Origin of the sequence: Streptomyces sp. NPDC056231 (assembly GCF_048270745.1) — a bacterium.
In the GTDB taxonomy this organism is placed as follows: Bacteria; Actinomycetota; Actinomycetes; order Streptomycetales; family Streptomycetaceae; genus Streptomyces.
On record NZ_JBLVKW010000063.1, the window covers coordinates 1 to 25,103 of the forward strand.

At 68.8% G+C, this 25,103-nt stretch carries 23 protein-coding genes and 2 pseudogenes; 5 read left to right on the forward strand and 20 right to left on the reverse strand.

What is annotated here, in order from left to right:
• Positions 1-120: 120 nt before the first annotated feature.
• The 8 genes and pseudogenes from ACNPQM_RS33045 to ACNPQM_RS33080 all read right to left on the reverse strand — a co-directional run.
• Positions 121-363 (reverse strand): annotated as a pseudogene (locus ACNPQM_RS33045) (glycoside hydrolase family 95-like protein); the annotation flags it as partial.
• A gap of 250 nt (positions 364-613) precedes the next feature.
• Positions 614-1,114 (reverse strand): hypothetical protein, encoded by a 501-nt coding sequence (locus ACNPQM_RS33050; protein WP_030928952.1) that lies wholly within the window; start codon positions 1,112-1,114, stop codon positions 614-616.
• Between the two features lie 23 nt (positions 1,115-1,137).
• Complete coding sequence (locus tag ACNPQM_RS33055; protein WP_418086846.1) at positions 1,138-1,569, reverse strand: ACT domain-containing protein; 432 nt, start codon at positions 1,567-1,569, stop codon at positions 1,138-1,140.
• A gap of 515 nt (positions 1,570-2,084) precedes the next feature.
• A complete protein-coding gene (locus ACNPQM_RS33060) occupies positions 2,085-2,327 on the reverse strand; it encodes a DUF397 domain-containing protein (protein ID WP_358862496.1) in 243 nt (80 codons plus the stop codon).
• Between the two features lie 105 nt (positions 2,328-2,432).
• Positions 2,433-3,599 (reverse strand): thiolase domain-containing protein, encoded by a 1,167-nt coding sequence (locus tag ACNPQM_RS33065; protein ID WP_418086847.1) that lies wholly within the window; start codon positions 3,597-3,599, stop codon positions 2,433-2,435.
• On the reverse strand, positions 3,592-4,644 hold the full coding sequence (locus ACNPQM_RS33070; RefSeq protein ID WP_418086848.1) for a thiolase domain-containing protein: 1,053 nt from the start codon (positions 4,642-4,644) through the stop codon (positions 3,592-3,594). The genes ACNPQM_RS33065 and ACNPQM_RS33070 overlap by 8 nt, the downstream gene beginning before the upstream one ends.
• Complete coding sequence (locus ACNPQM_RS33075) at positions 4,645-5,586, reverse strand: Zn-ribbon domain-containing OB-fold protein (protein WP_418086849.1); 942 nt, start codon at positions 5,584-5,586, stop codon at positions 4,645-4,647.
• 15 nt (positions 5,587-5,601) lie between these two features.
• On the reverse strand, positions 5,602-6,402 hold the full coding sequence (locus ACNPQM_RS33080) for a crotonase/enoyl-CoA hydratase family protein (protein ID WP_358862492.1): 801 nt from the start codon (positions 6,400-6,402) through the stop codon (positions 5,602-5,604).
• A gap of 168 nt (positions 6,403-6,570) precedes the next feature.
• Between ACNPQM_RS33080 and ACNPQM_RS33085 the strand changes: the two genes are divergently transcribed.
• The 3 genes from ACNPQM_RS33085 to ACNPQM_RS33095 all read left to right on the forward strand — a co-directional run bounded on the left by ACNPQM_RS33085 (position 6,571) and on the right by ACNPQM_RS33095 (position 10,510).
• On the forward strand, positions 6,571-8,199 hold the full coding sequence (locus tag ACNPQM_RS33085; RefSeq protein ID WP_418086850.1) for an acyl-CoA synthetase: 1,629 nt from the start codon (positions 6,571-6,573) through the stop codon (positions 8,197-8,199).
• 180 nt (positions 8,200-8,379) lie between these two features.
• Positions 8,380-9,426 carry a right-handed parallel beta-helix repeat-containing protein gene (locus tag ACNPQM_RS33090; RefSeq protein WP_358862490.1) on the forward strand — a complete coding sequence of 349 codons (1,047 nt, stop codon included), beginning with the start codon at positions 8,380-8,382 and terminating at the stop codon, positions 9,424-9,426.
• Between the two features lie 28 nt (positions 9,427-9,454).
• Complete coding sequence (locus ACNPQM_RS33095; RefSeq protein ID WP_358862489.1) at positions 9,455-10,510, forward strand: methyltransferase; 1,056 nt, start codon at positions 9,455-9,457, stop codon at positions 10,508-10,510.
• 73 nt (positions 10,511-10,583) lie between these two features.
• Here ACNPQM_RS33095 and ACNPQM_RS33100 read toward each other — a convergent pair whose 3' ends face one another.
• The 7 genes from ACNPQM_RS33100 to ACNPQM_RS33130 form a co-directional block, all read right to left on the reverse strand.
• A complete protein-coding gene (locus tag ACNPQM_RS33100; protein WP_358862488.1) occupies positions 10,584-10,916 on the reverse strand; it encodes a TcmI family type II polyketide cyclase in 333 nt (110 codons plus the stop codon).
• 76 nt (positions 10,917-10,992) lie between these two features.
• Positions 10,993-11,472, reverse strand: a complete 480-nt coding sequence (locus tag ACNPQM_RS33105; RefSeq protein WP_358862487.1) for an SRPBCC family protein — start codon at positions 11,470-11,472, stop codon at positions 10,993-10,995.
• A gap of 1 nt (position 11,473) precedes the next feature.
• Positions 11,474-11,731, reverse strand: coding sequence for an acyl carrier protein (locus tag ACNPQM_RS33110; RefSeq protein WP_358862486.1), 258 nt, complete (start codon positions 11,729-11,731; stop codon positions 11,474-11,476).
• 16 nt (positions 11,732-11,747) lie between these two features.
• Positions 11,748-12,998 (reverse strand): beta-ketoacyl synthase N-terminal-like domain-containing protein, encoded by a 1,251-nt coding sequence (locus ACNPQM_RS33115; protein ID WP_418086851.1) that lies wholly within the window; start codon positions 12,996-12,998, stop codon positions 11,748-11,750.
• Complete coding sequence (locus ACNPQM_RS33120; protein WP_358862484.1) at positions 12,995-14,263, reverse strand: beta-ketoacyl-[acyl-carrier-protein] synthase family protein; 1,269 nt, start codon at positions 14,261-14,263, stop codon at positions 12,995-12,997. Before ACNPQM_RS33120 ends, ACNPQM_RS33115 begins: the two co-directional genes overlap by 4 nt.
• A complete protein-coding gene (locus tag ACNPQM_RS33125; RefSeq protein ID WP_418086852.1) occupies positions 14,260-14,703 on the reverse strand; it encodes a cupin domain-containing protein in 444 nt (147 codons plus the stop codon). Before ACNPQM_RS33125 ends, ACNPQM_RS33120 begins: the two co-directional genes overlap by 4 nt.
• 76 nt (positions 14,704-14,779) lie before the next feature.
• A complete protein-coding gene (locus tag ACNPQM_RS33130) occupies positions 14,780-15,898 on the reverse strand; it encodes a SchA/CurD-like domain-containing protein (RefSeq protein WP_418086853.1) in 1,119 nt (372 codons plus the stop codon).
• Between the two features lie 268 nt (positions 15,899-16,166).
• Between ACNPQM_RS33130 and ACNPQM_RS33135 the strand changes: the two genes are divergently transcribed.
• The gene (locus ACNPQM_RS33135) at positions 16,167-17,795 is read left to right on the forward strand and encodes an FAD-dependent oxidoreductase (RefSeq protein ID WP_418086854.1); all 1,629 of its coding nucleotides are present in this window, start codon (positions 16,167-16,169) and stop codon (positions 17,793-17,795) included.
• Here ACNPQM_RS33135 and ACNPQM_RS33140 read toward each other — a convergent pair.
• Entirely contained in the window at positions 17,782-19,350 is a 1,569-nt protein-coding gene (locus tag ACNPQM_RS33140) for an alpha/beta fold hydrolase (RefSeq protein ID WP_418086855.1), read from the reverse strand. The genes ACNPQM_RS33135 and ACNPQM_RS33140 overlap by 14 nt on opposite strands.
• Before the next feature lie 119 nt (positions 19,351-19,469).
• Here ACNPQM_RS33140 and ACNPQM_RS33145 point away from each other — a divergent pair.
• Positions 19,470-19,680: pseudogene (locus tag ACNPQM_RS33145) on the forward strand (ISL3 family transposase); the annotation flags it as partial.
• Positions 19,681-19,770: 90 nt separating this feature from the next.
• Here ACNPQM_RS33145 and ACNPQM_RS33150 read toward each other — a convergent pair.
• The 4 genes from ACNPQM_RS33150 to ACNPQM_RS33165 form a co-directional block, all read right to left on the reverse strand.
• Positions 19,771-20,247: a DUF2690 domain-containing protein gene (locus ACNPQM_RS33150; RefSeq protein WP_418086856.1), complete on the reverse strand. Its 477-nt coding sequence runs from the start codon at positions 20,245-20,247 to the stop codon at positions 19,771-19,773.
• A 1,121-nt stretch (positions 20,248-21,368) separates the two neighbouring features.
• The gene (locus ACNPQM_RS33155) at positions 21,369-22,568 is read right to left on the reverse strand and encodes an RNA-guided endonuclease InsQ/TnpB family protein (RefSeq protein ID WP_418086857.1); all 1,200 of its coding nucleotides are present in this window, start codon (positions 22,566-22,568) and stop codon (positions 21,369-21,371) included.
• On the reverse strand, positions 22,565-23,026 hold the full coding sequence (locus ACNPQM_RS33160; protein ID WP_418086858.1) for a hypothetical protein: 462 nt from the start codon (positions 23,024-23,026) through the stop codon (positions 22,565-22,567). Before ACNPQM_RS33160 ends, ACNPQM_RS33155 begins: the two co-directional genes overlap by 4 nt.
• 502 nt (positions 23,027-23,528) lie before the next feature.
• On the reverse strand, positions 23,529-25,034 hold the full coding sequence (locus tag ACNPQM_RS33165) for an acyl-CoA synthetase (RefSeq protein WP_418086859.1): 1,506 nt from the start codon (positions 25,032-25,034) through the stop codon (positions 23,529-23,531).
• Between the last annotated feature and the right edge of the window lie 69 nt (positions 25,035-25,103).

A 25,103-nucleotide genomic window follows, 5' to 3' on the forward strand; every position in this document is an offset into this window, starting at 1 on the left:
CAACCCAGCCACCACATAGACCAAGGGGCCACCCGGCCTACGGCCGGACAGCCCCTCAACAAGATCTTCATGAGTCTTCTAGGGCGTGTTTCGAACGTCCCGCCTGCCGGGCGGACGACGCTACTTTCGAAACACGCCCTGGCAGACCTTCTTGCCGTTCGCGAACAGTGAGCTGCGGACAGTCACTTGGCGGCTGCGGCTCGCCGTGATCACCACACGGCAGGCCTGCCTCGCGAACCATTCGAGGTCGACGGTGAAACCACCCCGGGCGCGCAGTCCGCGGACTGATCCTTTGTTCCAGACGCCCTGGATGTTGGCGGGCAGCGATCCGGCGCGGGACGAGGCGATCAGCAGGTAGCGGCCGTCGCTGCGCGGTGAGGTGTAGCGCAGCGTGAAGGTGACCTGTCCCGGGCAGTCCGCGGCGAGGCGGCCGACGATGATCTGGCCTATCGTGCCGCATGACGCTGTAGGTCCGATGACTACCCGGACGAGACGCATGACAAAGCAGCCTCCCGGACAGAGGCTGCGAGTACTCGGACAGGAGTACCCCGCGGCCGCCCGATCAGTACGGACGGCCCTTGCGGGATGCCGGGGTCGGAGAAGCAGGGACGTTTCAGCCCTGTTGGAACAGCTCGGCCGGCAGCGGTTTCAGGAGGGTGTACAGATCATCGGTGATCGGCCGGTCCCAGCTGGCGATGGTGACGAGCACCCCGTCGCTGCGGTCGAACTGGACGCAGGAGATCCGGGTCTCGGAGAGCTTGACGCGCCGGACGATCAGCAGGTTGTCACCCTGCATCACCGGCATGTCATCGGTGCCGGTCACCTCGACCGGCTCGTCGTTCTCCAGCGCGAGCAGCAGCTGCGCGACCTCGAAGGGGACCTGGCCCTCCTCGGTCTCGCGGGCGGGCGAGCCCTCCGGGAGATTGCCGATGATCATCGCCGGTCCGCGGCCGCCGAACAGGTCGTACCGCAGGAAGACGCCCTGACAGCTCCCGTCGGGGGCGGGCAGCAGACCGGCGCCGAGATTTCCGGGCCAGTCGCCCGGGTCCATGGCCAGGACGTCGAAATCCGGGCCCGCGGGTGTGGCGGCGCTACGGCGGCGGAGGAAGGACATGCAGACATGTTACGTGTCCCGGCTCACCTTGCGGAGCCGGGCCCGGAGACCCTCCCGTCGGACTCCGCGGCGAGGGCCTGCAGCACACTCACCGCCTCGGCGCCACGCCCGTGGGGGACGAACAGGTGGTCGTGGTGGTAGCCCGCCACCACATTGCAGCTGACGTCCGCGTCCGTGAGGGCCAGCGCCACGGCGGCGGTGAGTCCGACTGCGTCCAGGGCGGAGTGGACACGAAGAGTGATCCAGGCCGCCACATAGTCGTACGCAAGCCCCGCGGCGAGGGCTTCCGATTCCGGGATCACAAGAGTCAGCCCTTCGGGCTCGGCGACCGTCACCACGGGAATGACTCCGGCGGGGACTACGGCGCCGGGCACCGTGGTGAAGACGTACCGGCCGGGATTCAGCTTCGGCCGCAGGCTGCTCAGCAGGGTTCGAAGATCACGCTCGCCAGTCATGATCGCCACGCTACTGCGGTACGCCCTGCGAAGGCGGGGTGCGGTGCCGCTCGTGGTGGCGGGCCGCTCGGGCGCGGTTGCCACCGGACGGTGTGCTCCACTCCTGGCGGGGGTGCTCCTTGACGCAGTAGCGGACGCACCATGGGGCGTGGCAGGCACGCAGTGCAGCCAAGTCCGGTCCGGCCCGGAAGCCCATCGCGGTGCGGGCCAGGGCGGTGGGCAGGGCGTTCCGCCGCGGCGTACCTCCGGTCGGGTGACGAGAGACGAAGGGGGCGCCGTCGTCCGGCCACTCCAGGTACGAGGCGGTCGGGACGGCGGCGGCCGACGGTGTTGAGCCGATCGAGTGCCTTTGGCACGGGCATCAGGCTGCGCGCGTCGGCGGGACTCGGCTCGTCGGGGCCGACGGCCTGCGCGAAGAGTGCCCGGACGGCTGCGCGCAGGGACCGTACGACGGCAAATGTCTCCCCGTCGTCCGTCCTGGGCGGGGCGGGGCGGCCCTCGGGTGAGGCCGGACGTCAGGTGAGGTCGAACTCGCCGTCGCGGGCGTTCACCACGAAGGCCCGCCATTCGGCCGGAGTGAAGATCAGCGAAGGGCTGCCGGGTCTGCCGGCGTTGCGCATCGCGATGAATCCCTCGACGAAGGCGATCTGGACATCCCCGGCCCCCTGAGTGCCCGGCTGCCAGTTCGCGTTGCTGAGATCGAGGTTCGGCTTGTCCCAGCCGGCAAAGGGCTGCTGGGTGGTGGTGCTCTCCGCCACGTCGGCTCCTCCCGCTCGTCGTCCCGGCCAAAGCCTAGCCACCGTCGGCGGTCCCGGACAGGCCGCGGCCAGGGGTCGTTCGGCCTGTCCGGGACGGCAGCCGGGTCAGCCGGTGGGTGGTTCGGCCCCGACCAGCCACATGGAGAAGAACTGCGCCCCACCGCCGTAGGCGTGGCCGAGCGCCTTGCGGGCGTCCGGCACCTGGTGTTCGCCCGCCTGTCCGCGTACCTGCAGGGCGGCCTCGGCGAAGCGGATCATGCCGGAGGCACCGATGGGGTTGGTGGAGAGCACTCCGCCCGAGGGGTTCACCGGCAGATCGCCGTCGAGTTCGGTGACGCCGGACTCGGTGAGCTTCCAGCCCTCCCCCTCGTCGGCGAAACCGAGGTTCTCCAGCCACATCGGCTCGTACCAGGAGAACGGGACGTACATCTCCACGGCGTCGATCTCCCTGCGCGGGTCGGCGATCCCGGCCTGCCGGTACACATCGGCGGCGCAGTCCTTGCCCGCTTGCGGTGACACGAAGTCCTTGCCCGCGAAGAGGGTCGGTTCGCTGCGCATCGCCCCGCCGTGCACCCAGGCGGCCGGATGCGGTGAACGGTCCGCACCGGCCAGGTCGGTGAGGATCATCGCGCACGCGCCGTCCGAGGACGGACACGTCTCGGAGTAGCGGATCGGATCCCAGAGCATCGGTGCCGCCTGGACCTTCTCGAGAGTGATGTCCGGGTCGTGGATGTGTGCGTACGGGTTCTTGAGCGCGTTGCGCCGGTCCTTGTACGCGACGAGCGAGCCGACTGTGTCGGGCGCTCCCGTGCGACGCATGTACGCGCGCACGTGCGGGGCGAAGAAGCCGCCCGCGCCCGCGAGCAGGGGTTGCTGGAACGGGATGGGCAGTGACAGGGCCCACATGGCGTTGGACTCGGACTGCTTCTCGAAGGCCAGGGTGAGAACGGTGCGATGCACCCGGGCAGCGACCAGATTCGCGGCGACGAGTGCGGTGGAACCGCCGACCGAGCCCGCAGTGTGCACCCGCAGCATCGGTTTGCCGACCGCGCCGAGGGCGTCGGCCAGATAGAGCTCCGGCATCATCAGGCCTTCGAAGAAGTCCGGCGCCTTCCCGATCACGACGGCGTCGATGTCCGCCCAGGTCAGTGCGGCGTCCTGCAGCGCGCGGACAGCGGCTTCGCGGACCAGGCCGGCAATGGAGACGTCCCGGCGGGCGGCGACGTGCTTGGTCTGGCCGATGCCGACGACGGCCACGGGCTCCTTAGGCATGAGCGGCCTCCCCTTCGAGGACGGCGACCAGATTCTGTTGCAGGCAGGGCCCGGAGGTGGCATGAGCGAGCGCCCGGTCCGACTCACCACGCTGGATGCGGGCCGCGGCCTCGCCGAGCCGGATCAGTCCGGCAGCCATGACGGGGTTGGCCGCGAGCGCTCCTCCGGACGGGTTGACGCTGACGTCGGCATCGAGTCCGAGCGCCCTGCGCAGCACGACCTCCTGCGACGTGAACGGGGCATGCAGCTCCACGGTGTCCACCGGTCCTTCGAAGGCTCCAGCGCGTTCGGCCGCGAGGCGGGTCGACGGCGAGTCGGTCAAGTCGCGCACCCCGAGACTGTGGGCCTCGATGCGGTGGTCGATGCCACGGATCCAGGCGGGGCGGGTGCACAGGGCGCGTGCGGTGTCGCCGGCGGCGAGGATCACGGCGGCGGCGCCGTCGCCGACCGGCGGGCAGTCCCCCGTGCGGAGCGGCTGTACGAGGTAGTCACCGGCCGGGACCGAACCCGAAAGCTGTGTGTGCGGGTTGTCCGCGGCAGCGGTGCGGCTGCGGTGGGCGATCGCGGCGAGGGCGGCCTCGTCGGTGTGGCCGGCGTCGATCAGCGCCTGGGCCTGGAGTGCGGCGAGGGCGACGGAGTCGGGCCAGAGCGGGCCGACGTAATACGGGTCGAGCTGGCGGGTGAGGACGTCGCGCACGTTGCCGGGAGAGGACTTCCCGTACGCGTAGACGAGGGCGGTGTCGGCCTCGCCGGTCTGGAGTTTCACCCATGCCTCGTACAGCGCCCAGGCGCCGTCCATCTCCACATGGGACTCGGAGATCGGCGGGTGGGCGCCGACGCCGTCGAGCGCCATGGTGAAGGAGAAGGCTCGGCCGGCGAGGTAGTCGCTGGATCCCGAGCAGGTGAACCCGATGTCGCTCGCCTTCAGACCGGTGGCGTCGAAGACCTGGTGGAGGACCGGCATCAGCATGTCGACTTCGGAGAGTTCGTCGGCGCGCCGCAGATGATCCGTCTGCGCGAAGGCGACGATCGCTACGTCTCGCATCTACAGCAGCCCCTTGTACACGTCGTAGTCGGCGTCCGGCTCTCCGGTGGGCCGGTAGTGGTCGGGGTGGCGGCCCTCCCCGGTCCAGACGGGTTCGACCCGCAGCCCCATGCGCACCTGGTCGTACGGGATGCCGCCGATCCGTCCGTGCAAGGCGAGGTCGGCGCCGTCGAGCGCGATGTGGGCGTAGACGTACGGCACTTCGATGTCGAGGTTCTTCGCCTTGATGTTGACGATGCAGTACGTGGTGACGGTGCCGCGCGGGCCGACCTCGACCTGTTCCGTGGTGGCGACGCCGCAGGTGGGGCAGGCGCCGCGGGGCGGGACGTACACCTTGCGGCAGGACGGGCAGCGCTCGCCGACGGTGCGTTGCTCGGAAAGGGCGTTGAGGTACGCGTTCTGGGCGCGGCCGGGGGTGTATGTGTAGTCGAGGCGGGCCGGGGTGACGATGCCGGTGACAGGGTCCGTGAACTCACCGCTGTGCGGGGATGGTTGGCTGATCTCGCCCTCGTACGGTTCGAAGCAGGCGATGTCCGTGATGGCACCGGTACGCTCCGGGGACCAGCGGATGCGGACGCGCATGCCGGTGCGCACTGCTCCGGGTCCCGGTGCGTCGAGGACGTGGAGCAGGGCGGTGTCGGCCCCGTCCAGCTTGACCAGCACCCAGGCGAACGGGGTGGCCAGGGGCTGGTCGCGGCGCGGGGCGGGGTTCCAGGCCCAGGTGATGACGGTGCCCGCGGGGGCGACCTCGGTCAGTTCGCGGAGTTCTTCGGCGGTGACCGGGTCGTACTCGACGGGCGGGACGAGGACTCTTCCGTCGGCGGTCCGCACGCCGAGGACGGTCCGCTCGCGCAGTCCGGTGAGGAAGGCACTCTGGACGGGGCCGAGGGAGCGGGTGAAGGGGAATTCGACCACCAGCGGTGCGCTGAGGACGTCGGGCACAGTTGTCTCCTTGGCTCAGGCGCGCCGGTACACAGGCGGGCGTTTCTCGGCGAAGGCGCGGGCGCCTTCCTTGGCGTCGGCGGTGGCGAAGACCGGCCAGCCGCGCTTCAGTTCGGCGGCGAGGCCCTCGGTTTCGGTCATCTCGGCGGTCTCGTACACGGAGGCTTTGACGGCCTCGACGGCGAGCGGGCCGCAGGCATTGATCCGCTCGGCAACGTCGAGGGCCTGCTCCAGTGCGGTTCCGTCGGGGACGACTCGGCCGATGAGCCCGATGCGGGCGGCTTCGTCGGCGCTGTACGGGCGTCCGGTGAGCAGCATTTCGAGGGCGTGGGTGAGGGGGATCTGGCGCGGCAGCCGGACCGTCGAGCCTCCGATGGGGAACAGTCCGCGCTTGACCTCGAAGAGTCCGAAGGTGGCGCTCGCGCCGGCGATGCGGATGTCTGTCCCCTGCAGGATCTCGGTGCCGCCGGCCACGCAGTATCCCTCGACTGCGGCGATGACCGGTTTGCGGGGGCGGTGGTGGCGCAGCATCGCCTTCCAGTGCAGATCGGGGTCGGCCGCCATCCGGTCCCGGTACTGCTCGCCCTCCATCCCCTTGCCCGCCAGCGCCTTGAGGTCCATGCCGGCGCAGAAGGTACCGCCCGCGCCGGTCAGGACAACGGATCGGATGCCGTCGTCCTCGTCGGCGGCCAGCCAGCCGTCGTACAGCCCGACCAGCATCGGCAGCGAGAGCGCGTTCTTCGCTTCCGGCCTGTTCAGGGTGAGCACCAGTGTGGCGCCTTCGCGCTGCACGGTGAGGTGTTCCGTACCACCCATTGCCTGCCTCCCGTCTCCAGATCCAGAACAGGTTGCAGTAGGCCGGGGTTCAGTTCAATAGTTTTCTGACAGTCAGTCAGATTTCTTCTACGGCACCCCTTCCCAGTTGTGCGGGTCGGCGCTCTAATGGCCGCCGAGCCACTCAGCGCCCCGGGGTCAGGAGGAACGGTGGAGTACAACCTTGCCGACCTTTTCGAGTCGGTCGTCAACGCGGTCCCGGATCGCGAGGCGCTCGTGTACCTCGACCATCCCGGTACGGGTGCGGAGCGCCGGCTCACCTACGGGGAGCTGGACGCCGCCGCCAACCGGATCGCCCACCATCTGATCGACGCGGGCCTCACGCCGGGAGAGCACCTCGGCCTCCACCTCTACAACGGCATCGAGTACCTCCAGACGGTACTGGCCTGCCTCAAGGCACGCCTGGTACCAGTCAATGTCAACTACCGTTACGTGGAAGAGGAGTTGATCTACCTCTACCGTGATGCGGATCTGGCCGCGTTGGTCTTCGACGCCGAGTTCGACGAGCGGGTCGCAGCCGCCGCGCCGAAGGCCCGTAAGCTCCGCCACCTCGTACGGGTGGGCACGCCGGTGGCGGGCGCGCCCGGTCCGGATGCCGTGGCGTTCGCCGATGCCGAGGCGGCGGGGAGTCCCCGGCGCGGTTTCGCCCCGCGCTCGGCCGACGACCAGTTCATCATCTACACCGGTGGGACCACGGGCATGCCCAAGGGCGTGATGTGGCGCCAGGAGGACCTCTTCTTCTCCGGCCTCGGCGGCGGCGCCCCGACCGGCGAGCCGGTGAAGACGCCGCAGGAACTGGCCGAGCGGGTGGCCGCGGGTGGTGGCGGCATCACGTTCTTCCCCACTCCCCCGCTGATGCACGGCACCTCGACGCTCACCGCGTTCATCGGGTTCAACTTCGGGCAGCGGGTCGTCATCCACCGCAAGTTCGTCCCCGAGGAAGTGCTCCGGACGATCGAGAAGGAGAAGGTCACCAGCATGTCGCTGGTCGGCGACGCGATGCTGCGGCCGCTGATCGACGCACTGAAGGGACCGCTGAAGGGCACCGACTGTTCGTCCATGTTCTCCCTCTCCAGCTCGGGCGCGATCATGTCGGACTCGGTGCGCGCGGAGTTCCAGTCACTGGTGCCCACCGTGATGATGCTGAACAACTTCGGCTCGTCCGAGTCCGGCTTCAACGGCACGGCGACGGCCGACTCCGGTCCGCAGAACGGATTCCGCCTCCAGGTCAACTCCCGCACTCTGGTGGTCGATCCATCGACGTACGAACCCGTGGCCCCGGGCGAGCCGGGGCGGATCGCCCAACGGGGACATGTGCCGCTCGGCTACTACAACGACCCGAAGAAGACCGCGGAGACGTTCTTCCGCAAGGGAGAGCAGCGGTGGGTGCTGCTCGGTGACATGGCGACCGTTGACGCGGACGGCATAGTCACCGTCCTCGGACGCGGCTCCCAGTGCATCAACACCGGCGGCGAGAAGGTGTACCCGGAGGAGGTCGAGCAAGCCCTGAAGTCCCATCCGGACGTGTACGACGCACTGGTGGCGGGGGTGCCCGACGCACGGTGGGGCAATCGCGTGGCAGCGGTCGTGCAGCTGCGGGAAGGCACGTCCGAGCTCTCGCTCGACGACATCCAGGCGCACTGCCGGACCCGTCTCGCCGGATACAAGATCCCCCGGCAGCTGGTGATCGCTCCGCAGATCCAGCGCTCACCGAGTGGCAAGGCCGACTACCGGTGGGCCCGCTCTGTCGTGGCACCCGGCAGCGGGGCTCAGGGCTGAGACGCGCCGAGTCACTCGATTGCCTCAGCCCGCGAGCACCCCCGGACGTGCGACGCGGCCGTCCGGTCGTAAGCCATTCGGGCACGGGATACGCTCGTCCGCTCACCCTGCGTGGCGATGGTCGCCGATCGCCCATAGCTTCGGCTCATGAGGAAACGACACATCACCAGCCTCGTGTGCATGGCAGTCGTCTCGGCCACCGCGGTGGCCTGCGCCGAACCGTCCGTCTCCGCCGCTACCCCGGCCGTGCGCACGGTCCAGCCGGGCCAGTCGATCCAGGCCGCCGTGGACGCCGCCCGGACGGGTGACACCATCGTCGTCCAGCCCGGCACCTACCACGAGAGCGTCCTGATCAAGAAGCAGGGTCTGACCCTGCGCGGCAGCGGGGCCCGGACCGTCATCAAGCCGAGCGCGACCGGGACCAAGGCCGGCAACGCCTGTGCGAAAGCCGGCAGCGGCATCTGCGTGCTCGGCACGTCCGCTCACACCGTCGACGGTGTGAACATCCGCTCCCTCACCGTCTCCGGATTCAAGAAGAACGGCATCTGGGCGTCCTGGACCGACGGTCTGAAGGTCGGGCAGGTGACCTCCGAGACCAACGGCGTCTGGGGCATCGCCCAGGAGAGGTCGACCCGCTCCGAGCTCCGGAGCAACACCGCCCACGGCAACGGCGACGCCGGCATCTTCGTCGCGAACACCGTGGACGAGGAGGGCGGAGCCACCGACACCCACGGGACGCAGCTCCGCGGCAACACGCTGACGGACAACCGGATCGGCATCACCGCCCGCCGCGTCCGCAACCTCACCATCCGGGACAACACCTTCACCGGCAACTGCAGCGGCATGTTCGTCGTCGGCGACGAGGGTAAGCCGCAGGCCGGGGTGATGACCATCCACAACAACCGGGTCACCGGCAACAACAAGTTCTGCCCGGCGACCCCCCGGCTGCCCGCCATTCAGGGCTCCGGCATCGTCCTCACCGGCACCGTGGACACCAAGGTGCGCGACAACACGATCCGGAACAACGTGGGCGCCACCCCGCTCTCCGGCGGCCTCGTGCTGTTCAAGAGCTTCGTGGGCGCCCACAACACCGGCAACACCATCAGCCGCAATGTGGTGCTGGGCAACCGGCCCGCGGACCTGGCCAACCAGGAAGCCGGACCGAGCAACACCTTCACCGGCAACACATGCGCGACGTCCGCACCGGCCGGCATGTGCCGACCGTGACCCGCCGCACGAGAAGAAGCGAGACGGTATGACCACCGCGAGCACTACTCCCATCCCCACCACTCCCCTGCACACCCCGCAGCCGGGAATGCGGCTGCGCGAGATCGTCTTCGGCGCGGCCTGCGCCGCGGCCGTTCGCGCCGCGGCCCGGCTGGGCGTCGCCGACGCGCTCGGTGAGACGCCGGCCACCGCGGCCGAGCTCGCGGCGCAAGTGAACGCCGAGCCGGCGCCGCTTCGCCGGCTGCTGCGCGCTCTGTCCTGCTACGGAGTCTTCGCCGAGACCGCCGACGGAAGCTTTGTCCACACCGACATGTCCCGACTGCTGCGCGAAGACGACCCGAACAGCCTGCGGTACATCTCCCTGTGGTGCACCGAGCCCTGGACCTGGGAGGTCTGGCCGCGGCTGGACGACGCGGTGCGCTCAGGCACGAGCGTCTTCCCCGACGTGTACGGGAAGGGGTTCTTCGACTACCTCCACGACGACGCGCACGAGTCGGCGCACGTCTTCAACCGGGCCATGACCACCTCCAGCATGCAGTCCGCGCTGGATGTCGCCGAACTCCTCGACCTCGCAGGGGTGTCCGAGGTCGCCGACATCGGCGGCGGTCAGGGGCACGTGCTCGCCAGCCTGCTGGAGAAGCACCCGAAGGTCCGCGGCACGCTGATGGATCTGCCGGGCGTGGTCGCGCGCGCCGACGCCCGGCTGCGGGACGGCGGAGCGCTCGCCGGACGGACGAGCATCGTCGCCGGGGACTGCCGCGAGGCGATCCCGGTCGAGGCGGATCTCTACATCATCAAGAACATCCTGGAATGGGACGACGAGAGCACGCGCAGGACACTGCGCAATGTTATGGCGTCGGCCCGCCCGGGTGCCCGGGTCGTGATCATCGAGAACCTGGTCGACGACACCCCGTCGATGCGGTTCACCACCGCCATGGACCTGCTGCTGCTCCTCAATGTCGGCGGTGCGAAGCACACCAAGGAGAGCCTGATCGGGCGGATGGAGGAAGCGGGGCTGATCCTCGGCGACATCAGTCCGGTGAACGGATACCTGCACGCGTTCGAGTGCATCGTGCCCAGCTGAATCGTTTCGCCTCACGCAATCGCCCCGGGTCCGGCTCTTCAGCCGGACCCGGGGCGATTGTCGTGTGTGTGTCTCAGGCGCTGGAGTCGCGCTCCCACCGGTAGAACTCGTGGGCCATCGCGTCCTTCGGACCACGCCAGGTCTGCGGATCGTACGGACTGATGAAGGCGGTGAGCTTCTGGCTGAGGTCCTGGAACTCCGGGTGCTGGTGCACCTTGGCAATCTCCGGGCCCGGCGGGCGGTCGGACTCGATCAGGTGCAGATAGACGTCGCCGAACTGGAACAGCTTGCGCTGCTTGACTCCGACGAGGTGCGGCAGTTCGCTGCGGTCGGAGGCGGCGAACAGTTCGGCGATGTGCGGCGCCGACTCCGGCGCCATCCGGGCAACGATCAGAGCGTGGTGCATGAGCGGGGTGCCTTTCTGATACCCGGCCGGTACCCCGCCGGGGCGGCGGGGTGGCCGGACGCGGGCGGGCGGGGGGTCAGCGGGCGTTGACCGGGGCGGTACGGCGCTCGCGGTCGCGCTGCTCGATCTTGTCCCGGATGAGTTCCATCTGGACGCGCGAGTTCCGGTTGATGTTGTCGGTCATCCACGCGTCGTCGACGGGCGCGTCGGACCGCATCGCGAAGTCCTGCGTCCAGTGCAGCTTCGTGCCACCGGGGACCTCCGAGTACTCCCAGCGGATGTTCATGTGCTCGAACGGCCCCGGCTCGACGCGGCGCGCGACGACCTTGCGCCCGGCGCGGTCGGTCGTGCGCTCCGAGACCCAGCTCCACACCTTGCCGTTCTCGTCAGGGTGCATGGTCAGACGGAACCTCGTCCTCTCGCCCTCCCGCTCGATCACCTCGACCGCCGCGTACTCACTGAACAGCCGCGGCCAGTTCTCCAGATCGTTCGTCACGTCCCAGACCAGGTCGAGGGGGGCGGCGATGGTGATCTCGTTCTCGGTGTGTCCGGACACTTCAGGCTCCTGTCATGAGGGTGTGGTTGACGAGGTCGAGGAATTCACGGGGCGTCTTGCACCGGTCGGCGTCGGCCGGGAGCGGCCTGCCGTGCCGGTTCTCCAGCACGCCCACGATGCCGAGGAGGCCGAGCGAGTCCAGGCCGTACTCGTCGAAGCCGGACGCGGGCCGGCTCTCCATCTCCTGCGGGTCGACGCTGACTCCCGCGCCCTTCTTCATCAGCGCAGCCAGCTCCTGGTAGGTCAGTGGACCGTTCATGAGGACTTCTCCTTACTCACGCGTGGATAGCGGTGGGGCGCCGCAGCACGATGGCCGCGTTCGAACCCATGAGGCCGCGGCTCAGCACGAGCGCCGTCCGCAGTTCGGCGGGGCGCGCCCGCCCGGTGACGACATCGAGTTCGTGACACACGTCGACGACGTTCGGGGTGGGAGGTATCAGGCCGAATTCCATGGCCAGTACGGCGGCTGCCGCGTCCAGCACCGGCGCCCCGCAATAGGCCCGGCCGATCCCGGTCTTGGGCGCCGTCACGGGTACCCGCTTGCCGTGCACGCCGAGCGCGTCGGCGATGGCCATTGCTTCGGCGCGGTCGGCGGAGGGTACGCCGAGGGCGTCGGCGAAGACCACGTCGATCTCCTCCGGCGCACAGCCGGCCTCCCGCAGGGCGCCGCTGATCGCCCGGGCGAGCCCCTCCCGGGACGCCTCCCATCGGGACGCCCCGGTGAACGTCGCGGCGTGGCCCGCCAGTTCGGCCCTGATACGGGCCCCACGACGGTTCGCCGCGACCTCCTCCTCGACCACGAGCATGGCGCCGCCCTCGGCGGGTACGAAGCCGCACGCGTCCGAGGTGAAGGGGCGATAGGCCCGGTCAGGGTCCTCGCAGACGCTGAGGTCCTCGTACCCGAGCTGACAGACGACCGAGTACGGGGCCAGAGGTGCCTCGGCGGCGCCGACGACCACTGCGTCGGCGCCGCCGCGGATGGACCGGGCAGCCTGCGCCAATGCGTCCAGGCCGCCCGCTTCGTCGCTGGCCACAACGGCGCACGGCCCCTTGAATCCGCCCCGGATGGAGATCTGGCCGGTGCTGGCCGCGTAGAACCAGGCGATGGACTGGTAGGGGCCTACGTAATTGGACCCCTGTCCCCACAGCCGTTGCAGTTCGCGCTGGCCGAACTCGCCGCCGCCGGAGCCGGCGGCGGTCACCACTCCCACGGCGAACGGGTCGCCCTCGTAGTCGGCCCGGCCGATCCGGGCGTCGTCCAGGGCGAGATCCGCTGCGGCCATCGCGAAGTGGGTGAAGCGGTCGGTCTGCACGAGGTAGCGTTCCTCGATCAGGTCCACCGGGTCGAAACCCCTGACCTCGCCTGCGACTCGCAGCGGCAAATGCTCGCAGCCCTCGCGGGTGACGCGGTCGAGGACGCTCGTCCCTTCCTGCGTCCTCTTCCAGAACGACTCCGTGGTCGTGCCGTTGGGGGCGACGACACCGATGCCGGTGACGACGGTACGCCTGGCCTTTCGGGTGCTCATGGTGTCCTCCCACCTGTTCTGGTCAAGGCAACGGCGGACTGGAAACCACCGAATCCGCTGCCGACCGACAGGACGCTGCGCAGCTTCCGGGGCCGTGCGTCACGCGGCACGTAGTCGAGGTCGCACTCCGGGTCCGGGGTTTCGTAGTTCGCCGTCGGCGGCACCGTCTGGTTGACCAGGGACAGTACGCAGGCGGCGATCTCGATGGCGCCGATGGCGCCGAGCGAGTGACCGACCATGGACTTGATGGAGCTCATGGGCACCTCGTAGGCGTGCGCGCCCAGGGCCCTCTTCACTGCGGCCGTCTCGTGACGGTCGTTCTGCTTCGTGCCGGATCCGTGCGCATTGACGTAGTCGATCTGTGAGCTGTCTATCCGGGCATGACCGAGGGCCCGGTTGATGGCCTCGGCCATCTCCAGCCCCTCGGGGGTCAGCCCGGTCATGTGATAGGCGTTGCCGAAGGTGGCATAGCCGGCGATCTCGCAGTACACGGTGGCACCGCGGGCTCGGGCATGTTCCAGCTCCTCCAGGACGAGTACGGCTCCGCCCTCGCCCATGACGAAGCCGTCCCGGTGGGCGTCGAACGGCCGGGAGGCGTGCTCCGGGTCGTCGTTGTTCGCAGAGGTCGCCTTGATCGCGTCGAAGCAGGCCACCGTGATCGGAGTGATCGGCGAGTCGGACGCCCCTGCGATGCAGACGTCGACCCGCCCCTCCTCGATGGAGTGGAACGCGTACCCGATCGCGTCGAGGCCGGAGGTGCAGCCCGTCGAGACGGTCTGCACCGGGCCGTGCGCGCCGACCTGCTCGGCGACCGCCGAGGCGAGGGAACTGGGTGAGAAGGCCCGCTCCAGATGCCGGCCGGCCGGGCGGTGGTCGACGTCCCAGCGGGCGCCGCTGCCACTGACGGCGACGTAGTCGTGCTCCAGCCGGGTGGTGCCGCCGACGGCGGTGCCGAGGGACACCCCGATGCGCCAGGGGTCCACCTTCTCCGGGTCAAGGCCCGCGTCGCCGAGGGCTTCCCTGGCAGCGACGAGCGCGAACTGGATGTACCGGTCCGAGCGGGCGATCTCGTCCTCGTCGAGGCCGTGGGCCGCAGGGTCGAAGTCGCACTCGGCGGCGATCCGGGAACGGAATCCAACCGGGTCGAACAGGGTGATGCCGCGCGTCGCGGTGCGTCCGTTGGCGAGGAGGTCCCAGAAGGCCGGCGCGCCGATTCCGCCCGGGGCGACGACACCGACTCCGGTGACCGCCACGCGCCGGGTCATGAAGCCGCCTCGGTTCGTTCTGGCGGCGCGGCCCGGCCGGCGGTCTCGGCGGTCTCGGTGTGCTCGGTGTCGACGTGACCGAGCTCCGGACGCGGGGCGAGCGGACCGAGGTGGAAGACCATGCGCGCTTCCACATCTCCCACGTTACGGAACCGGTGACGTACATGCGGAGGGATCAGCAGGCCCTGGTCGGGCCGCAGGGCATACGGTTCCCCGTCCAGGTCCACCTCCAGGAGACCGTTCACGACGTACACGAACTCCTCCGAGTACGGGTGGTAGTGTTCGCCGATGCGGTCGCCGGGCTGCACGATGGCCAGCCCCATGAAACCGCTGGTGGCACCCACCGCGGTCGGCGTGAGCATGGCGCGCAGGTCGCCTCCGCGCCTGCGGTTGGGCTGGGTCTCACTGAGGTCCACGATGCGTGGCCGATGCGTGGTCATGACTGCTTTCCTCCTGGCGCAGTGCGCGTGGTGTTGACGGGTTGAGCGAGAACCCCCCAGGGTGCTGACGCGCGGTTCAGGAAGCCGCGGCCCGACGATCGGTGACCAGGGTCATTTCGGACTTCTTGAGGAAGCGCGAGATCTCCTGGTCGTTGGTCGGCGCGGCGTTGACGCCGCCGTCCAAGAGCCGTCCGAGCCGGGTCACCTTGGCGGGGTCGTCGATGCCCAGAGCCTGAGCGGGCTGCGCGTCCAACGGGCCGACCATTTCGAGGAGCCGCACGACGATGTCGTCGCGCTGGAAGATGGTGCTGCTGTCGATCGGGCTGCTCCGGTCCTCGGCCGCCTCCTCGTCGTTACCGGCGAGCAGCCGGGCGAGCGCCATCCCGCACCCCTCCTTGGCCTGGTAGAACAGCGCGTGCCGACGGATGTCCGCGGCGTTGTGCCGGCCAGCGGTGACGTGGTGGACCGTCGGCAGAGCCGCCCGGGTGAAGAACACCCGGGCGGAATTCTCGTCGCTGAGGTCCCGGTCCTGCTCCAGGTACGGGTTGATGGCCTCCTCGACCGCCCTGATCTCGGGCTGACGGGACACATGGCGCAGCGCCGCAAGGAGGTCCCCCTCGACCTCAACGGCCCGGACGACCCGGTTTCCGTGCATGAAGAGCGAGGTACGGCGCAACTGCGTGTGCTCGTCGACCCGGGCCTGCGGGGCGTCGTAGTCGGCGAGGATCTTCGCGACGACGTCCTCACTGCCGGGCTTCACGGTGAACGTGAGGGCGTGGCGGACCACGCCGTCGCCCAGCCGGGGGGCGGACTGCAGGTTGCGCTTGGCGCCATCGGGGGTGGTCTCGAAGGCCCTCCCGGTCTCCCGCAGCACGGAGAAGCGCAGCGACCGGGTGTCGCGTACGCAGCTGTGCAGAGGCTGAACCGTCTGGACGTGCTCCTCGCTGTTGACCCAGGCGAGGAAGGGCGGTGCGCTCTCCCATTCACTCGTGATGAGCCACTGGGAGGGGTTCTCGATCGACTGGCACAGCTGGTCGCTGATGTGCCCGGGTACGGATGCCACCTGATTGCGCAGGTGCTCGTACGCCTCAAGGAATTGGTTCTGGGCTCCGTCGTGCAGATCCAGCAGCAGAACGACCCGCAGCCTGGAGCCGTCGAAGGCGGACTGCGAGATCCGGTCCGAAAGGGTGGTCATATGTCGTTCTCCTTCGAGACGGCGTGGCGTCCACGTGAATGGCAGGCCGTCGGTTGTCGAATGGAATCGGAGCGGGGAATCTCCCGCCGGATGCGTACCGTCCGCCCCCGCGCCGCGGGCTGCGTCTCCGTGACCGATCGTGAAACGCTGGTCCGGTCGACGCGAGATTTATGAACCGTTCAGGTGAGCAGCCGTCCGAGGGCCGTCCGAACGGCTCCCGCAGGGGCATGAACAATGCATCTGTACGGCGTCGGAGCTGGAGCAACTGATGAACGAGAACGTCGACCTCCGTGTACCCGTCCTCATCGTGGGCGGCTCCCTGGTGGGCCTGTCCGCATCACTTTTCCTCGGCCGGCTGGGCATCGAGCATCTGCTGGTCGAGAAGCACGCGGCCACCTCCACACACCCGCGTGGCCGCGGCAACAACGTACGGACCATGGAGGTGTTCCGCACGGCGGGAGCCGAACAGCGGATCCGGGAGGCCGCTTCGGTGCTCGCGGAGAATCACGGGATTCTGCAGGCAGGTTCGCTGACCGGCGACGACCAGGAGTGGCTGTTCAAGGAGATCGACCCGGGCGGCGGACTGGCGCGGTTCAGCCCGAGCGGCTGGTGCCTGTGCAGCCAGAACGATCTGGAGCCGGTGCTGTTGGCGCAGGCCCGTGAGCAGGGCGGCGACATCCGGTTCTCCACCGAAATGATGACGTTCGACCCGGATGGCTCAGGGGTGGGCGCCGCACTGAAGAACCGGGAGACCGGTGAGCACATCAGCGTCCGTGCGGACTACCTGATCGCGGCCGACGGTCCGCGCAGCCCCATCCGGGAGCAGCTGCGGATCGGTCAGTCGGGACCCGGCGACCTTTTCCACAACGTGAGCATCACCTTCCGCTCGCGGAAGCTCGCCGACGTGCTGGGCGACCGGCGTTTCATCGTGTGCTACCTGACCAACCCCGCGGCGGACGGGGCTCTCTTGCCGGTGGACAACAAGAAGGAGTGGGTTTTCCACGCGCCGTGGCATCCCGAACAGGGCGAGACGCTGGAGGACTTCACCGACGAGCGGTGCGCGGAACACATCCGCCGGGCGACCGGTGCGCCGGACATCGACGTGGAGATCACCGGGAAGGCCCCGTGGCACGCCGCGGAGCGGGTCGCCCAGCGGTACGGCCGGGACAGAGTCTTCCTCGCCGGCGACTCCGCCCATGAGATGTCGCCGACCGGGGCGTTCGGCTCCAACACCGGTATCCAGGACGCGCACAACCTCGCCTGGAAGCTCGCCGCCGTGCTGCGCGGCGAGGCCGGTCCGGGGCTGCTGGACACGTACGAGGCGGAGCGGCTGCCCGTGGCGCGGGCAACGAGCGAGCGGGCCTCGTCCCGTTCCGCGGAGCACAGCCACCCCGGATATGCCCCTGCCCCCGGTGTGGGCGGCGGGAAGAAGGGCGGCCTGTTGCCGGTGGCGCTGGGATACCGCTATGTCCGTGGAGCCGTGCTGGGTGTGGACGCCGAACAGCCGGTGGTGCCGCAAGGGCTGCGGCTGAACGGTGACCCCGGCTCCCGGGCACCACACCTGTGGGTCCGTCAGAACGGCGAGCGCAAGTCGACACTGGACCTGTACGAGCGGTCGTTCGTGTTGCTGAGCGACGGTGCGGATGTGGCGTGGCGCAGGGCGGCGGCGCGCGTGGCCGCCCGGCTCTCGGTGCAGCTCGACGCGTTCGGTATCGGCGCCGGATCCGACCTGGAGCCGGAGAACGGGGCGGACTGGGCACAGGCGCACGGTACGAGCGCCGAGGGTGCGGTGCTGGTGCGCCCCGACGCCTTCGTGGCCTGGCGCTCGGAGGGTTCCGTCACCGATCCGGAGGCGACGTTGTACGAGGTGCTGTCCTCCCTGCTCAGCCGGGGCTGACGCCGCCGGTCAACAGTTCGTCGATGTCTCGGTCCATGCCGAACGACCGCAGCGCTGCAAGGAACTCTGCCGGCCGGGCGGTGTGGACGAGATGTCCGGCGTCGATGGTGACCAGACGGCAGTCGGGGATCTGCTCGGCCATCCAGGCAAGCTGGTCCTGCCCGAGGTGGCTGTCGGGCCCCCCTCCGATGATGAGGGTCGGGGCGGTGATCTCGCCGAGGCGCTCGCGGGCCGCCGGGTCGGGGTCGTTTAACTGTGCATCGATCGACGGGACGACCGGCCAGTCGAAGTCGACTTCTGTGTCGGGGCGTTGGGCCGGCGCGCGCGGCGGATCGAGCGGGATGAGCGGCGGGGCCTCCTCGATGACGAGCCTGCCGATCAGTGCTGGTTCCCGTTCGGCGAGCAGGAACGCGGCGACGCCGCCCATCGAGTGTGCGACGACGGTGGCGCCGGACAGATTGCGGGTTTCCAGGAAGGCGTGCAGGTCATCGCGGAACAGCTCGAAGGAGTAGCGGCCGGTCCAGTCGCTGAGGCCGTGGCCGCGGAAGTCGAGTGCGTACACCCGATGGTCGGCCGCGAGTTGTGCCGCGACCTCCGTCCAGGTGCGACTGGATTCGCCGCGCCCGTGGACAAGGACGACGGGCGGAGCGGACGGCTCGCCCCACACCCGGTAGGCGAGGCGAATGCCTCCGGCCTGGACGCTGCGCACCTCGGGGTCGAGGAAGGCGCTGACGGTGCGGACGAAGGCGCCCGGGTCGTCGATCCACGGGTAGTGCCCGGCGCCGCGCTGCACGGCGAACTCCGCTTTCGGGAACAGCGCGGCCAGTTCGGCGGCGCGGTCCGGGGTGGGTCCTGCGTCGTACTCCCCCGCGAGGACGAGCACCGGCGCCGTGACACCCCGCAGGGCGGTGACAGTGCCGGCCGGGTCGAACGCACCCTCCTGGTAATAGGCCTTGGTTGCCTCGGAGTTGACCTGCTCGGGAGCTGCGGCAGCGTGCGCCCGCGCGGCGGCGTCCCACCGTCCGTACGTGAACGGCTCGATCGCGGACCACGCGTCACCGAGGGAACGCTGCCCCGCCCATACGGACTCCAGCGCGTCCCGGCCCTCCGCGAACCACGGTTCGTCACAGCGCAGTTCGCAGGCCTCGCGCCAGTCGTCGTCGGTGACGGCGATACCGGCGGCACGGGTGCCGGGAGTGACGAGGGTGAGCGTACGCAGCCGCTCCGGGTGCCGGGCGGCGTAGAGCGCCGCCAGGTTGGCGGACGCGGAGTGGGCGAGGAGATCGATGCGCTCGTGGCCCAAGTGGGCGCGCAGTGCCTCCACGTCGTCGACGAGCCGGTCGCAGCGGTACGTCGAGGGGTCGTCCGGCGCCTCGGAGTCCCCGGTACCGCGAAGATCGAGCAGCACCAGTTGGCGGTGGGCGGCCAGTCCGCCCAGGTCGCCGAGGTAGGAGCTGGCCCGCATCGGCCCGCCGGGCACACAGATCAGCGGCTCGCCCTCCCCCAGCAGGTGGTAGGCGATCCCTGTCCCGTCGTATGCGTGGAAGGTCGGCATGTACGCCATCCAAACAGGACCCATGCCGTGATGCAGCTGTGTTCGGCATGAGTAGGGTCGGGGACTGGAAACGGAGCGGAAGCCACCGCACCAGTCCCCGACCCTACTCAGCTACAAGCAACGACGCCCACCTCACCGAGTGGATCACCGCAGTCCGCGCCACCGACCTGCGCTGCCTGCACAGCCTCTGCCACGGCCTCGAACTCGACCGCGCCGCCGTGAACGCCGGCCTCACCACAGCGGCCGCACCGAACGTGCAACACACGAACAAAAAGGATCATGCGGCAGATGCACGGCCGAGCCGGATTCGACCTCCTCCGCCACCGCCTACATATAATTCCCTCCGACTTTCAAGTACTATTCGAGCGAACCGGGCTCAGCCGTACCGAGGATGATTTCGAGGACGGGAACCGATTTTGGTCAGTACGAAACGGTCCGGACGTTGATGACGCCGGATGCGGCGTCAATGACCCCGCGGGCGTAAGAGGTGAGGCCCTTGTCGTAGACCATCGGCGTGTAGCACTGGGTCTGGCCCTGACGGATCGTGCAGGTGTAGGTGCGGCCGTCGTTGTTGCGGACGATCGAGGCAGTAGAGCAGGCTTGTCCTGCGGAAGCATTTCCGCACGCGCTCTCGGGCCCATCGAGCGTCAGTCGGGCCCATGCGGTATGACAGTTCAAGCTGTACCGCATCTCGATCGTACCGACGTGGTAGCCACTGAGGAGCGTCTTCATGGGCGCGGAGGCAACAGTGGATGCGTCGGAGGAGCAGCCCGTCGACGAGGGATCCGAGCCGTCGTAGGTGTAGGCCTGAGCGCCGCCGGTGCCGGCTATGAGCGCCAAGCCGAGACCGCCCGCGACTACACCGAGGCGGGCGAACTTCCGCATGTTGATACGCATTTCTATGACACCTTTCGGAGATTATGTGCGTTTGGTCAGTACGAGGCGGTGCGGGCGTTTACCGTGCTGGTGGTGCTGCCCATGCATGCCTGGACGAATGAAGTTGGGCCTTTGGCATGGGCCATCAGCGTGTAGCACTGGGTACGCCCCTGATGCACGGTGCAGCTGCAATTTTGGTCGTCGTTTTTTTCGGATGACGTGCGCATGCGCACAGCCGTAACCCGCAGAGACATTTCCGCAGGCACTCTGGATATAGGTGCGCATGCTCTGCACCCAGGCCGTATGACAGTTCAAGCTGTAACTGAGCTCAGTAGTTTCGAAATTACAGACGTCGACGTTACCGATGCGCGCTGATTCCACTGTCATCGTGTCGGAGTAGCAGCCCGTCTACGAGGGATCCGAGCCGTCGCAGGTACGGGCCTGAGCACCGCCAGCGTTGGCTAGCAGCGCGGCCTCTACGGCGCCGACCACGACGCCCGCCGGTGCGAACTTCCTCGGCCGAAAGCGCACGGATCCCCTCCCTGGTCTGTAATCGCCAAGATCGGGTGATCAGGCGTACGGGTTGCGCTCGTAAGTTGATCACCAGCGATGATCTTGCAGCAAGCTGCTAATCGGCCAACTGTGCCAATTTGAAGCTTTGTTGCTGAACGAGCTATCCGAGCGACCTTGGCATCGCCTGGCCTCAGGAGTTGCGCAGGCCGATCCCCCGGCCGCCTCCTGCATTCGTGCCAGGAGGCGATCGCCGCGCCCCGTTACCTGCGCCAACATCCCTTTCGAGCATTGGCGCAAATTGGACCCAGCGTTTTGTGACGATCCGTCGATTTGTCTGACGAGTCGTTTTAGCCTTGATTCGTCAGCGGTCGTGATTGCCTGACTGGGCTTCTGGTTCGCCCCGTTTGTCCCGCGTGATCATGGGTGGGGCCTTCGCGTGTCGCTGCGGCCGCGCCGGGTTCCACGGTCCCGGTAGGGGTGCTGGGTCTCTTCTTCCTGGTCTTCGTCGGGGTGGAGCTCGCGTGTCAGGTGGCGGCGGGAAGTTCGGTCAAGCGCTGCCAGGCCAGAACGAACGCGTCTGCCCAGGGCCGGTTGTGACTCCTCCCCCTCGTAAACGAGGGGGCTTCTCGCTATGCCGGTCGGGCTTCGCGACGGACCAGCCCGGCCCGTAGAACGTTCAGGGCGCCCACCGTGTCCGCATGCGCGTGGTGGCCGCACGAGACGCAGTGGAACTTCTCCTGGGTGGGCCGGTTCTCCTTGACGGTGTGCCCGCACCGAGGGCACCGCCGGGAAGTGTTGCGGGGGTCCACGGCCATCACTTCCCGTCCGGCGCATTCTGCCTTGGCGGTGAGGATCGTCAGGAACACCCCCCATCCGGCATCAGCGATCGAACGGTTCAGCCCGGCCTTCGCGGCGGCCCCGTTGGGCAGGAAACTGCCCGGCGTGGCGGGGTCCGGCTTCGGGGCCGGGGCCTTGCTCATGTTGCGGATCCTTAAGGCTTCGTGCGCGATGAAATCGTGTTCGCGTACGAGGCCGAGCGCGGTCTTGTGCGCGTGGTCCAGGCGCTGACGGCGGACCTTGCGGTGCAGCCGCGCCACCACCTCCACGGCCTTACGACGGCGCCTGCTGCCCCGCCTGCACCGGGCGAGGGCCCGCTGCGCGGCTTCGAGCCTGGCGGCGGCCTTCGCCCCGTGACGGGGGTTGGGCACGAACTCGCCGCCCGAGTCGGCGAGGAAGTTCGTTATCCCCATGTCGATGCCGACCACGCTGCCGGTCGCCGGCAGTGGCTCAGGCGCGGTCTGCTCGGCGGTCAGGATGACGTACCAGCGCCGCCCTTCACGCTTGACGCCGACCGTCTTGACCTTGCCGACCACCGGCCGGTGCTGGTGCACCTTGACGTGCCCGACGCCCTGGAGGCGGACGCGGGTGACGGGATCATGCGGAGTCGAGTCCCAGCGGCAGCCGTCGCCGTCCTTCGGGAAGTCGACGGTGTCGAACCGCTTGCCCGAACGAAAACGCGGATACCCCGGCGCCTCCCCGGCCTTCACCCGGCGGAAGAACGCCGCGAACGCCTTGTCCAGCCGCCGCAACGTCGCCTGCTGAGAAGAGAACGACCAACGGCCCTGACGCTCCAGGTCGAACGCCCGGATCTCCTTGAGCTGCGCGGACTGCTGCCCGTACCGAACCGTCGTCCTCGAGCCGTGCCGATAGGCGTCACGGCGCTCCTGCAACGCTCCGTTGTAGAGCGAGCAGTGATCACGCAGCATCTCGGCGAGCGCGCCCTGCTGGCCCACGGTGGGCCGCATCAGGAACTTGTACGCACGAATCATCCGGCCCACCCCCCTTCGGCTGTCGTGATCAACATAGTGCAGGCCACTGACAACGCAGCGAACTCCGGCGCTTCGCGCCTCCGGGCCGAGGATGCGTTTCCCTCCCCGGCTGAAGCCGGGGATACCCACGCAAGATCACGGATGGGCGAGACGCAGGTGCCTGCGGCGGGCATGGGCGGCGAGACGGGCGGCAGGTGGCAGATCCGAAAGCGCAGCGTGTCCGGCTCGGCGTCGGCGAGATCGTCCTGGTCGCGCAGGGTGAGAAGGCAGAGCCAGGCGTCGAGGTCGTCAGCAAGGTTCGCGGCGAGCATCCGTCCCTGGTTCATGGCGAAGGATGTCGACGACAGGTTATACAGCCCCATCACTTTGTTCGTGCGGACACGGTCTTCGACGACGGCGTGGTGGCGGTGCAGGGCATCCAGCCACTGAAGATCCACCATCTTAAAGTCGCTGGTCACGGGGCTGGCGTGAGTCGTTGATCGTGTACTCGTGCTGGTCGGGGGCGGTTGTCGGAGCTCAAGATCGCCTGCCGTTTCGGCGATCGGGGATCTTCGGATCCTCCGGGGTGAGCGAGGTGCCTGTCGCACCGCTCGCCCAGCCCACCGAGAATCGTCCATGTCCACCGAAACCGCCCGTTCGGCATGTGCGCGGTGCCCAGGGAGCCGCCGGAAAATAACTCCACGGTTTGGTAGGGGTGTTGGCCGATAGGGTACTGGCTGTTCACCGGCGGCCTCGGCGCGCCCTACGGGACGGAACGGCTCGGCTGTACGGTCATCCCGGCATCCGGTGGCATGACGTCGCACCATGTGCAGCTGCTCGACGCGGAGCGTCGCTGACCGACGACAACGCCGCAAGCGCAGTCGCAGGGCGTGGGGAGCCCACCACCTGTCGCGGGGAAGGCCGTAAGGGCCCTTCTTTCGGATCAGCCCGGCATGATCCGAAAGAAAGGCCTCTCAGGGGTCACGGCCGCGCGAACCGGTCCCTGAGCTCGCGCTTGAGAACCTTTCCGCTCGCGTTGCGGGGGAGCTCGTCCACGAAGAAGATCTTCTTCGGGGCCTTGAAGTGCGCGATCCGTTCCCGTACATGGTCGAGAAGCTGCTGCTCGGTGGCGTCCTCGCGCACCACGACGACGGCGGTGACGGCCTCGATCCAGCGTTCGTCGGGCAGCCCCACGACGGCGGTCTCGGCGACGGCGGGGTGGGTGTAGAGGGCGTCCTCGACCTGGCGGGAGGCGATCAGGACACCGCCGGAGTTGATGACGTCCTTCACCCGGTCGACGACCGTGAAGAAGCCCTCCGGGTCACGGACGGCGAGGTCGCCGGAGCGGAACCAGCCGTCGCGGAACGCCTCGGCGGTCTCCTCGGGCTTGTTCCAGTAACCCTCGCACAACTGCGGTGACCGGTAGACGACTTCGCCCGCCGTACCGTCGGGGACCTCCTTGCCGTGCTTGTCGACAACCCGTGCTTCGACAAAGAGCACCGGCCGACCGCAGGAGTCCATCCGGCCCTCGTGCTCCTCGGGCCCGAGAACGGTGGCGAGCGGGCCGATCTCGCTCTGTCCGAAGCAGTTGTAGAAGGCCAGTTCGGGCAACCGCTCGCGGAGCCGCTCCAGCACCGGGACCGGCATGATGGACGCGCCGTAGTACGCCTTGCGCAGCCCGCCGAGCTCGCGGGCCGCGAACTCCGGGTGGTTGGCGAGCCCGATCCAGACGGTGGGCGGGGCGAACAGGCTGTCCGCCTGCCCGGCCTCGACGAGGTCGAAGATCCGGCCCGCTTCGGGCGCGTCGAGGATGGTGTTCTCCGCCCCGACCGCGAGGTAGGGGAGCAGGAACACATGCATCTGCGCGGAGTGGTAGAGCGGCAGCGAGTGGGCGGGCCGGTCGGTGGGGCGCAGGTCGAGGGCGGTGATGGCACTGACGTATTCGTGGACGAGGGCGCCGTGCGTCATCATCGCGCCCTTGGGGAGCGCGGTGGTACCCGAGGTGTACAGCAGTTGCACGAGATCACCGGCGGCGGGTTCCCGCTCGGGGGTGAAGGGGCGCGGGGTGGCGAGCGCGCCGAGCAGGGAGTCCGGTGCGTCGCGCAGCGGCCGTACGGCGAATCCGGCCGGGATGCGGTCACTGAGTGCCGGGTCGGTGAGGACGAGGGCGCTGCCCGACTGCTGCAGGATGTAGGTCAGGTCGTCGCCGGTGAGGTTCTGGTTGACCGGCACATGAACCAGCCCGGCGCGGGCGCAGGCCAGGTACGCGATCAGGTAGGCGTCGGAGTTGTGCGCGTAGGTGGCGACCCGGTCGCCGGGGCGCAGGCCGTGGTCGGCGAGCAGCACGGCCGCCGCGGTGCTGACCGCCGCGTCCAGGGTCCGGTAGGTCCAGGACCGGTCGGCGTACCGCACGGCGGTGCGCTCGGGGGTGCGCCGTGCGCTGCGGGTCACGACGCCGTCGACTGTGGAGCTGCGTACACCTGTCATGGCGTGATCCTGGGCGGCCGGGACCGGGTGGTCAAGAGTTTGTTACTGCCGAGTTGTTGACAGGGCTGC

Excerpts from the sequence above, each read along its gene's own strand:
- ACNPQM_RS33155 (WP_418086857.1), bottom strand. The coding sequence starts at position 22,568 with ATGATTCGTGCGTACAAGTTCCTGATGCGGCCCACCGTGGGCCAGCAG.
- ACNPQM_RS33055 (WP_418086846.1), bottom strand. The coding sequence starts at position 1,569 with ATGACTGGCGAGCGTGATCTTCGAACCCTGCTGAGCAGCCTGCGGCCG.
- ACNPQM_RS33070 (WP_418086848.1), bottom strand. The coding sequence starts at position 4,644 with ATGCGAGACGTAGCGATCGTCGCCTTCGCGCAGACGGATCATCTGCGG.
- ACNPQM_RS33140 (WP_418086855.1), bottom strand. The coding sequence starts at position 19,350 with ATGCCGACCTTCCACGCATACGACGGGACAGGGATCGCCTACCACCTG.
- ACNPQM_RS33115 (WP_418086851.1), bottom strand. The coding sequence starts at position 12,998 with ATGAGCACCCGAAAGGCCAGGCGTACCGTCGTCACCGGCATCGGTGTC.
- ACNPQM_RS33065 (WP_418086847.1), bottom strand. The coding sequence starts at position 3,599 with ATGCCTAAGGAGCCCGTGGCCGTCGTCGGCATCGGCCAGACCAAGCAC.
- ACNPQM_RS33110 (WP_358862486.1), bottom strand. The coding sequence starts at position 11,731 with ATGAACGGTCCACTGACCTACCAGGAGCTGGCTGCGCTGATGAAGAAG.
- ACNPQM_RS33095 (WP_358862489.1), top strand. The coding sequence starts at position 9,455 with ATGACCACCGCGAGCACTACTCCCATCCCCACCACTCCCCTGCACACC.
- ACNPQM_RS33125 (WP_418086852.1), bottom strand. The coding sequence starts at position 14,703 with ATGACCACGCATCGGCCACGCATCGTGGACCTCAGTGAGACCCAGCCC.
- ACNPQM_RS33080 (WP_358862492.1), bottom strand. The coding sequence starts at position 6,402 with ATGGGTGGTACGGAACACCTCACCGTGCAGCGCGAAGGCGCCACACTG.
- ACNPQM_RS33130 (WP_418086853.1), bottom strand. The coding sequence starts at position 15,898 with ATGACCACCCTTTCGGACCGGATCTCGCAGTCCGCCTTCGACGGCTCC.
- ACNPQM_RS33050 (WP_030928952.1), bottom strand. The coding sequence starts at position 1,114 with ATGTCCTTCCTCCGCCGCCGTAGCGCCGCCACACCCGCGGGCCCGGAT.
- ACNPQM_RS33120 (WP_358862484.1), bottom strand. The coding sequence starts at position 14,263 with ATGACCCGGCGCGTGGCGGTCACCGGAGTCGGTGTCGTCGCCCCGGGC.
- ACNPQM_RS33150 (WP_418086856.1), bottom strand. The coding sequence starts at position 20,247 with ATGCGTATCAACATGCGGAAGTTCGCCCGCCTCGGTGTAGTCGCGGGC.
- ACNPQM_RS33135 (WP_418086854.1), top strand. The coding sequence starts at position 16,167 with ATGAACGAGAACGTCGACCTCCGTGTACCCGTCCTCATCGTGGGCGGC.
- ACNPQM_RS33100 (WP_358862488.1), bottom strand. The coding sequence starts at position 10,916 with ATGCACCACGCTCTGATCGTTGCCCGGATGGCGCCGGAGTCGGCGCCG.
- ACNPQM_RS33165 (WP_418086859.1), bottom strand. The coding sequence starts at position 25,034 with ATGACAGGTGTACGCAGCTCCACAGTCGACGGCGTCGTGACCCGCAGC.
- ACNPQM_RS33090 (WP_358862490.1), top strand. The coding sequence starts at position 8,380 with ATGGCAGTCGTCTCGGCCACCGCGGTGGCCTGCGCCGAACCGTCCGTC.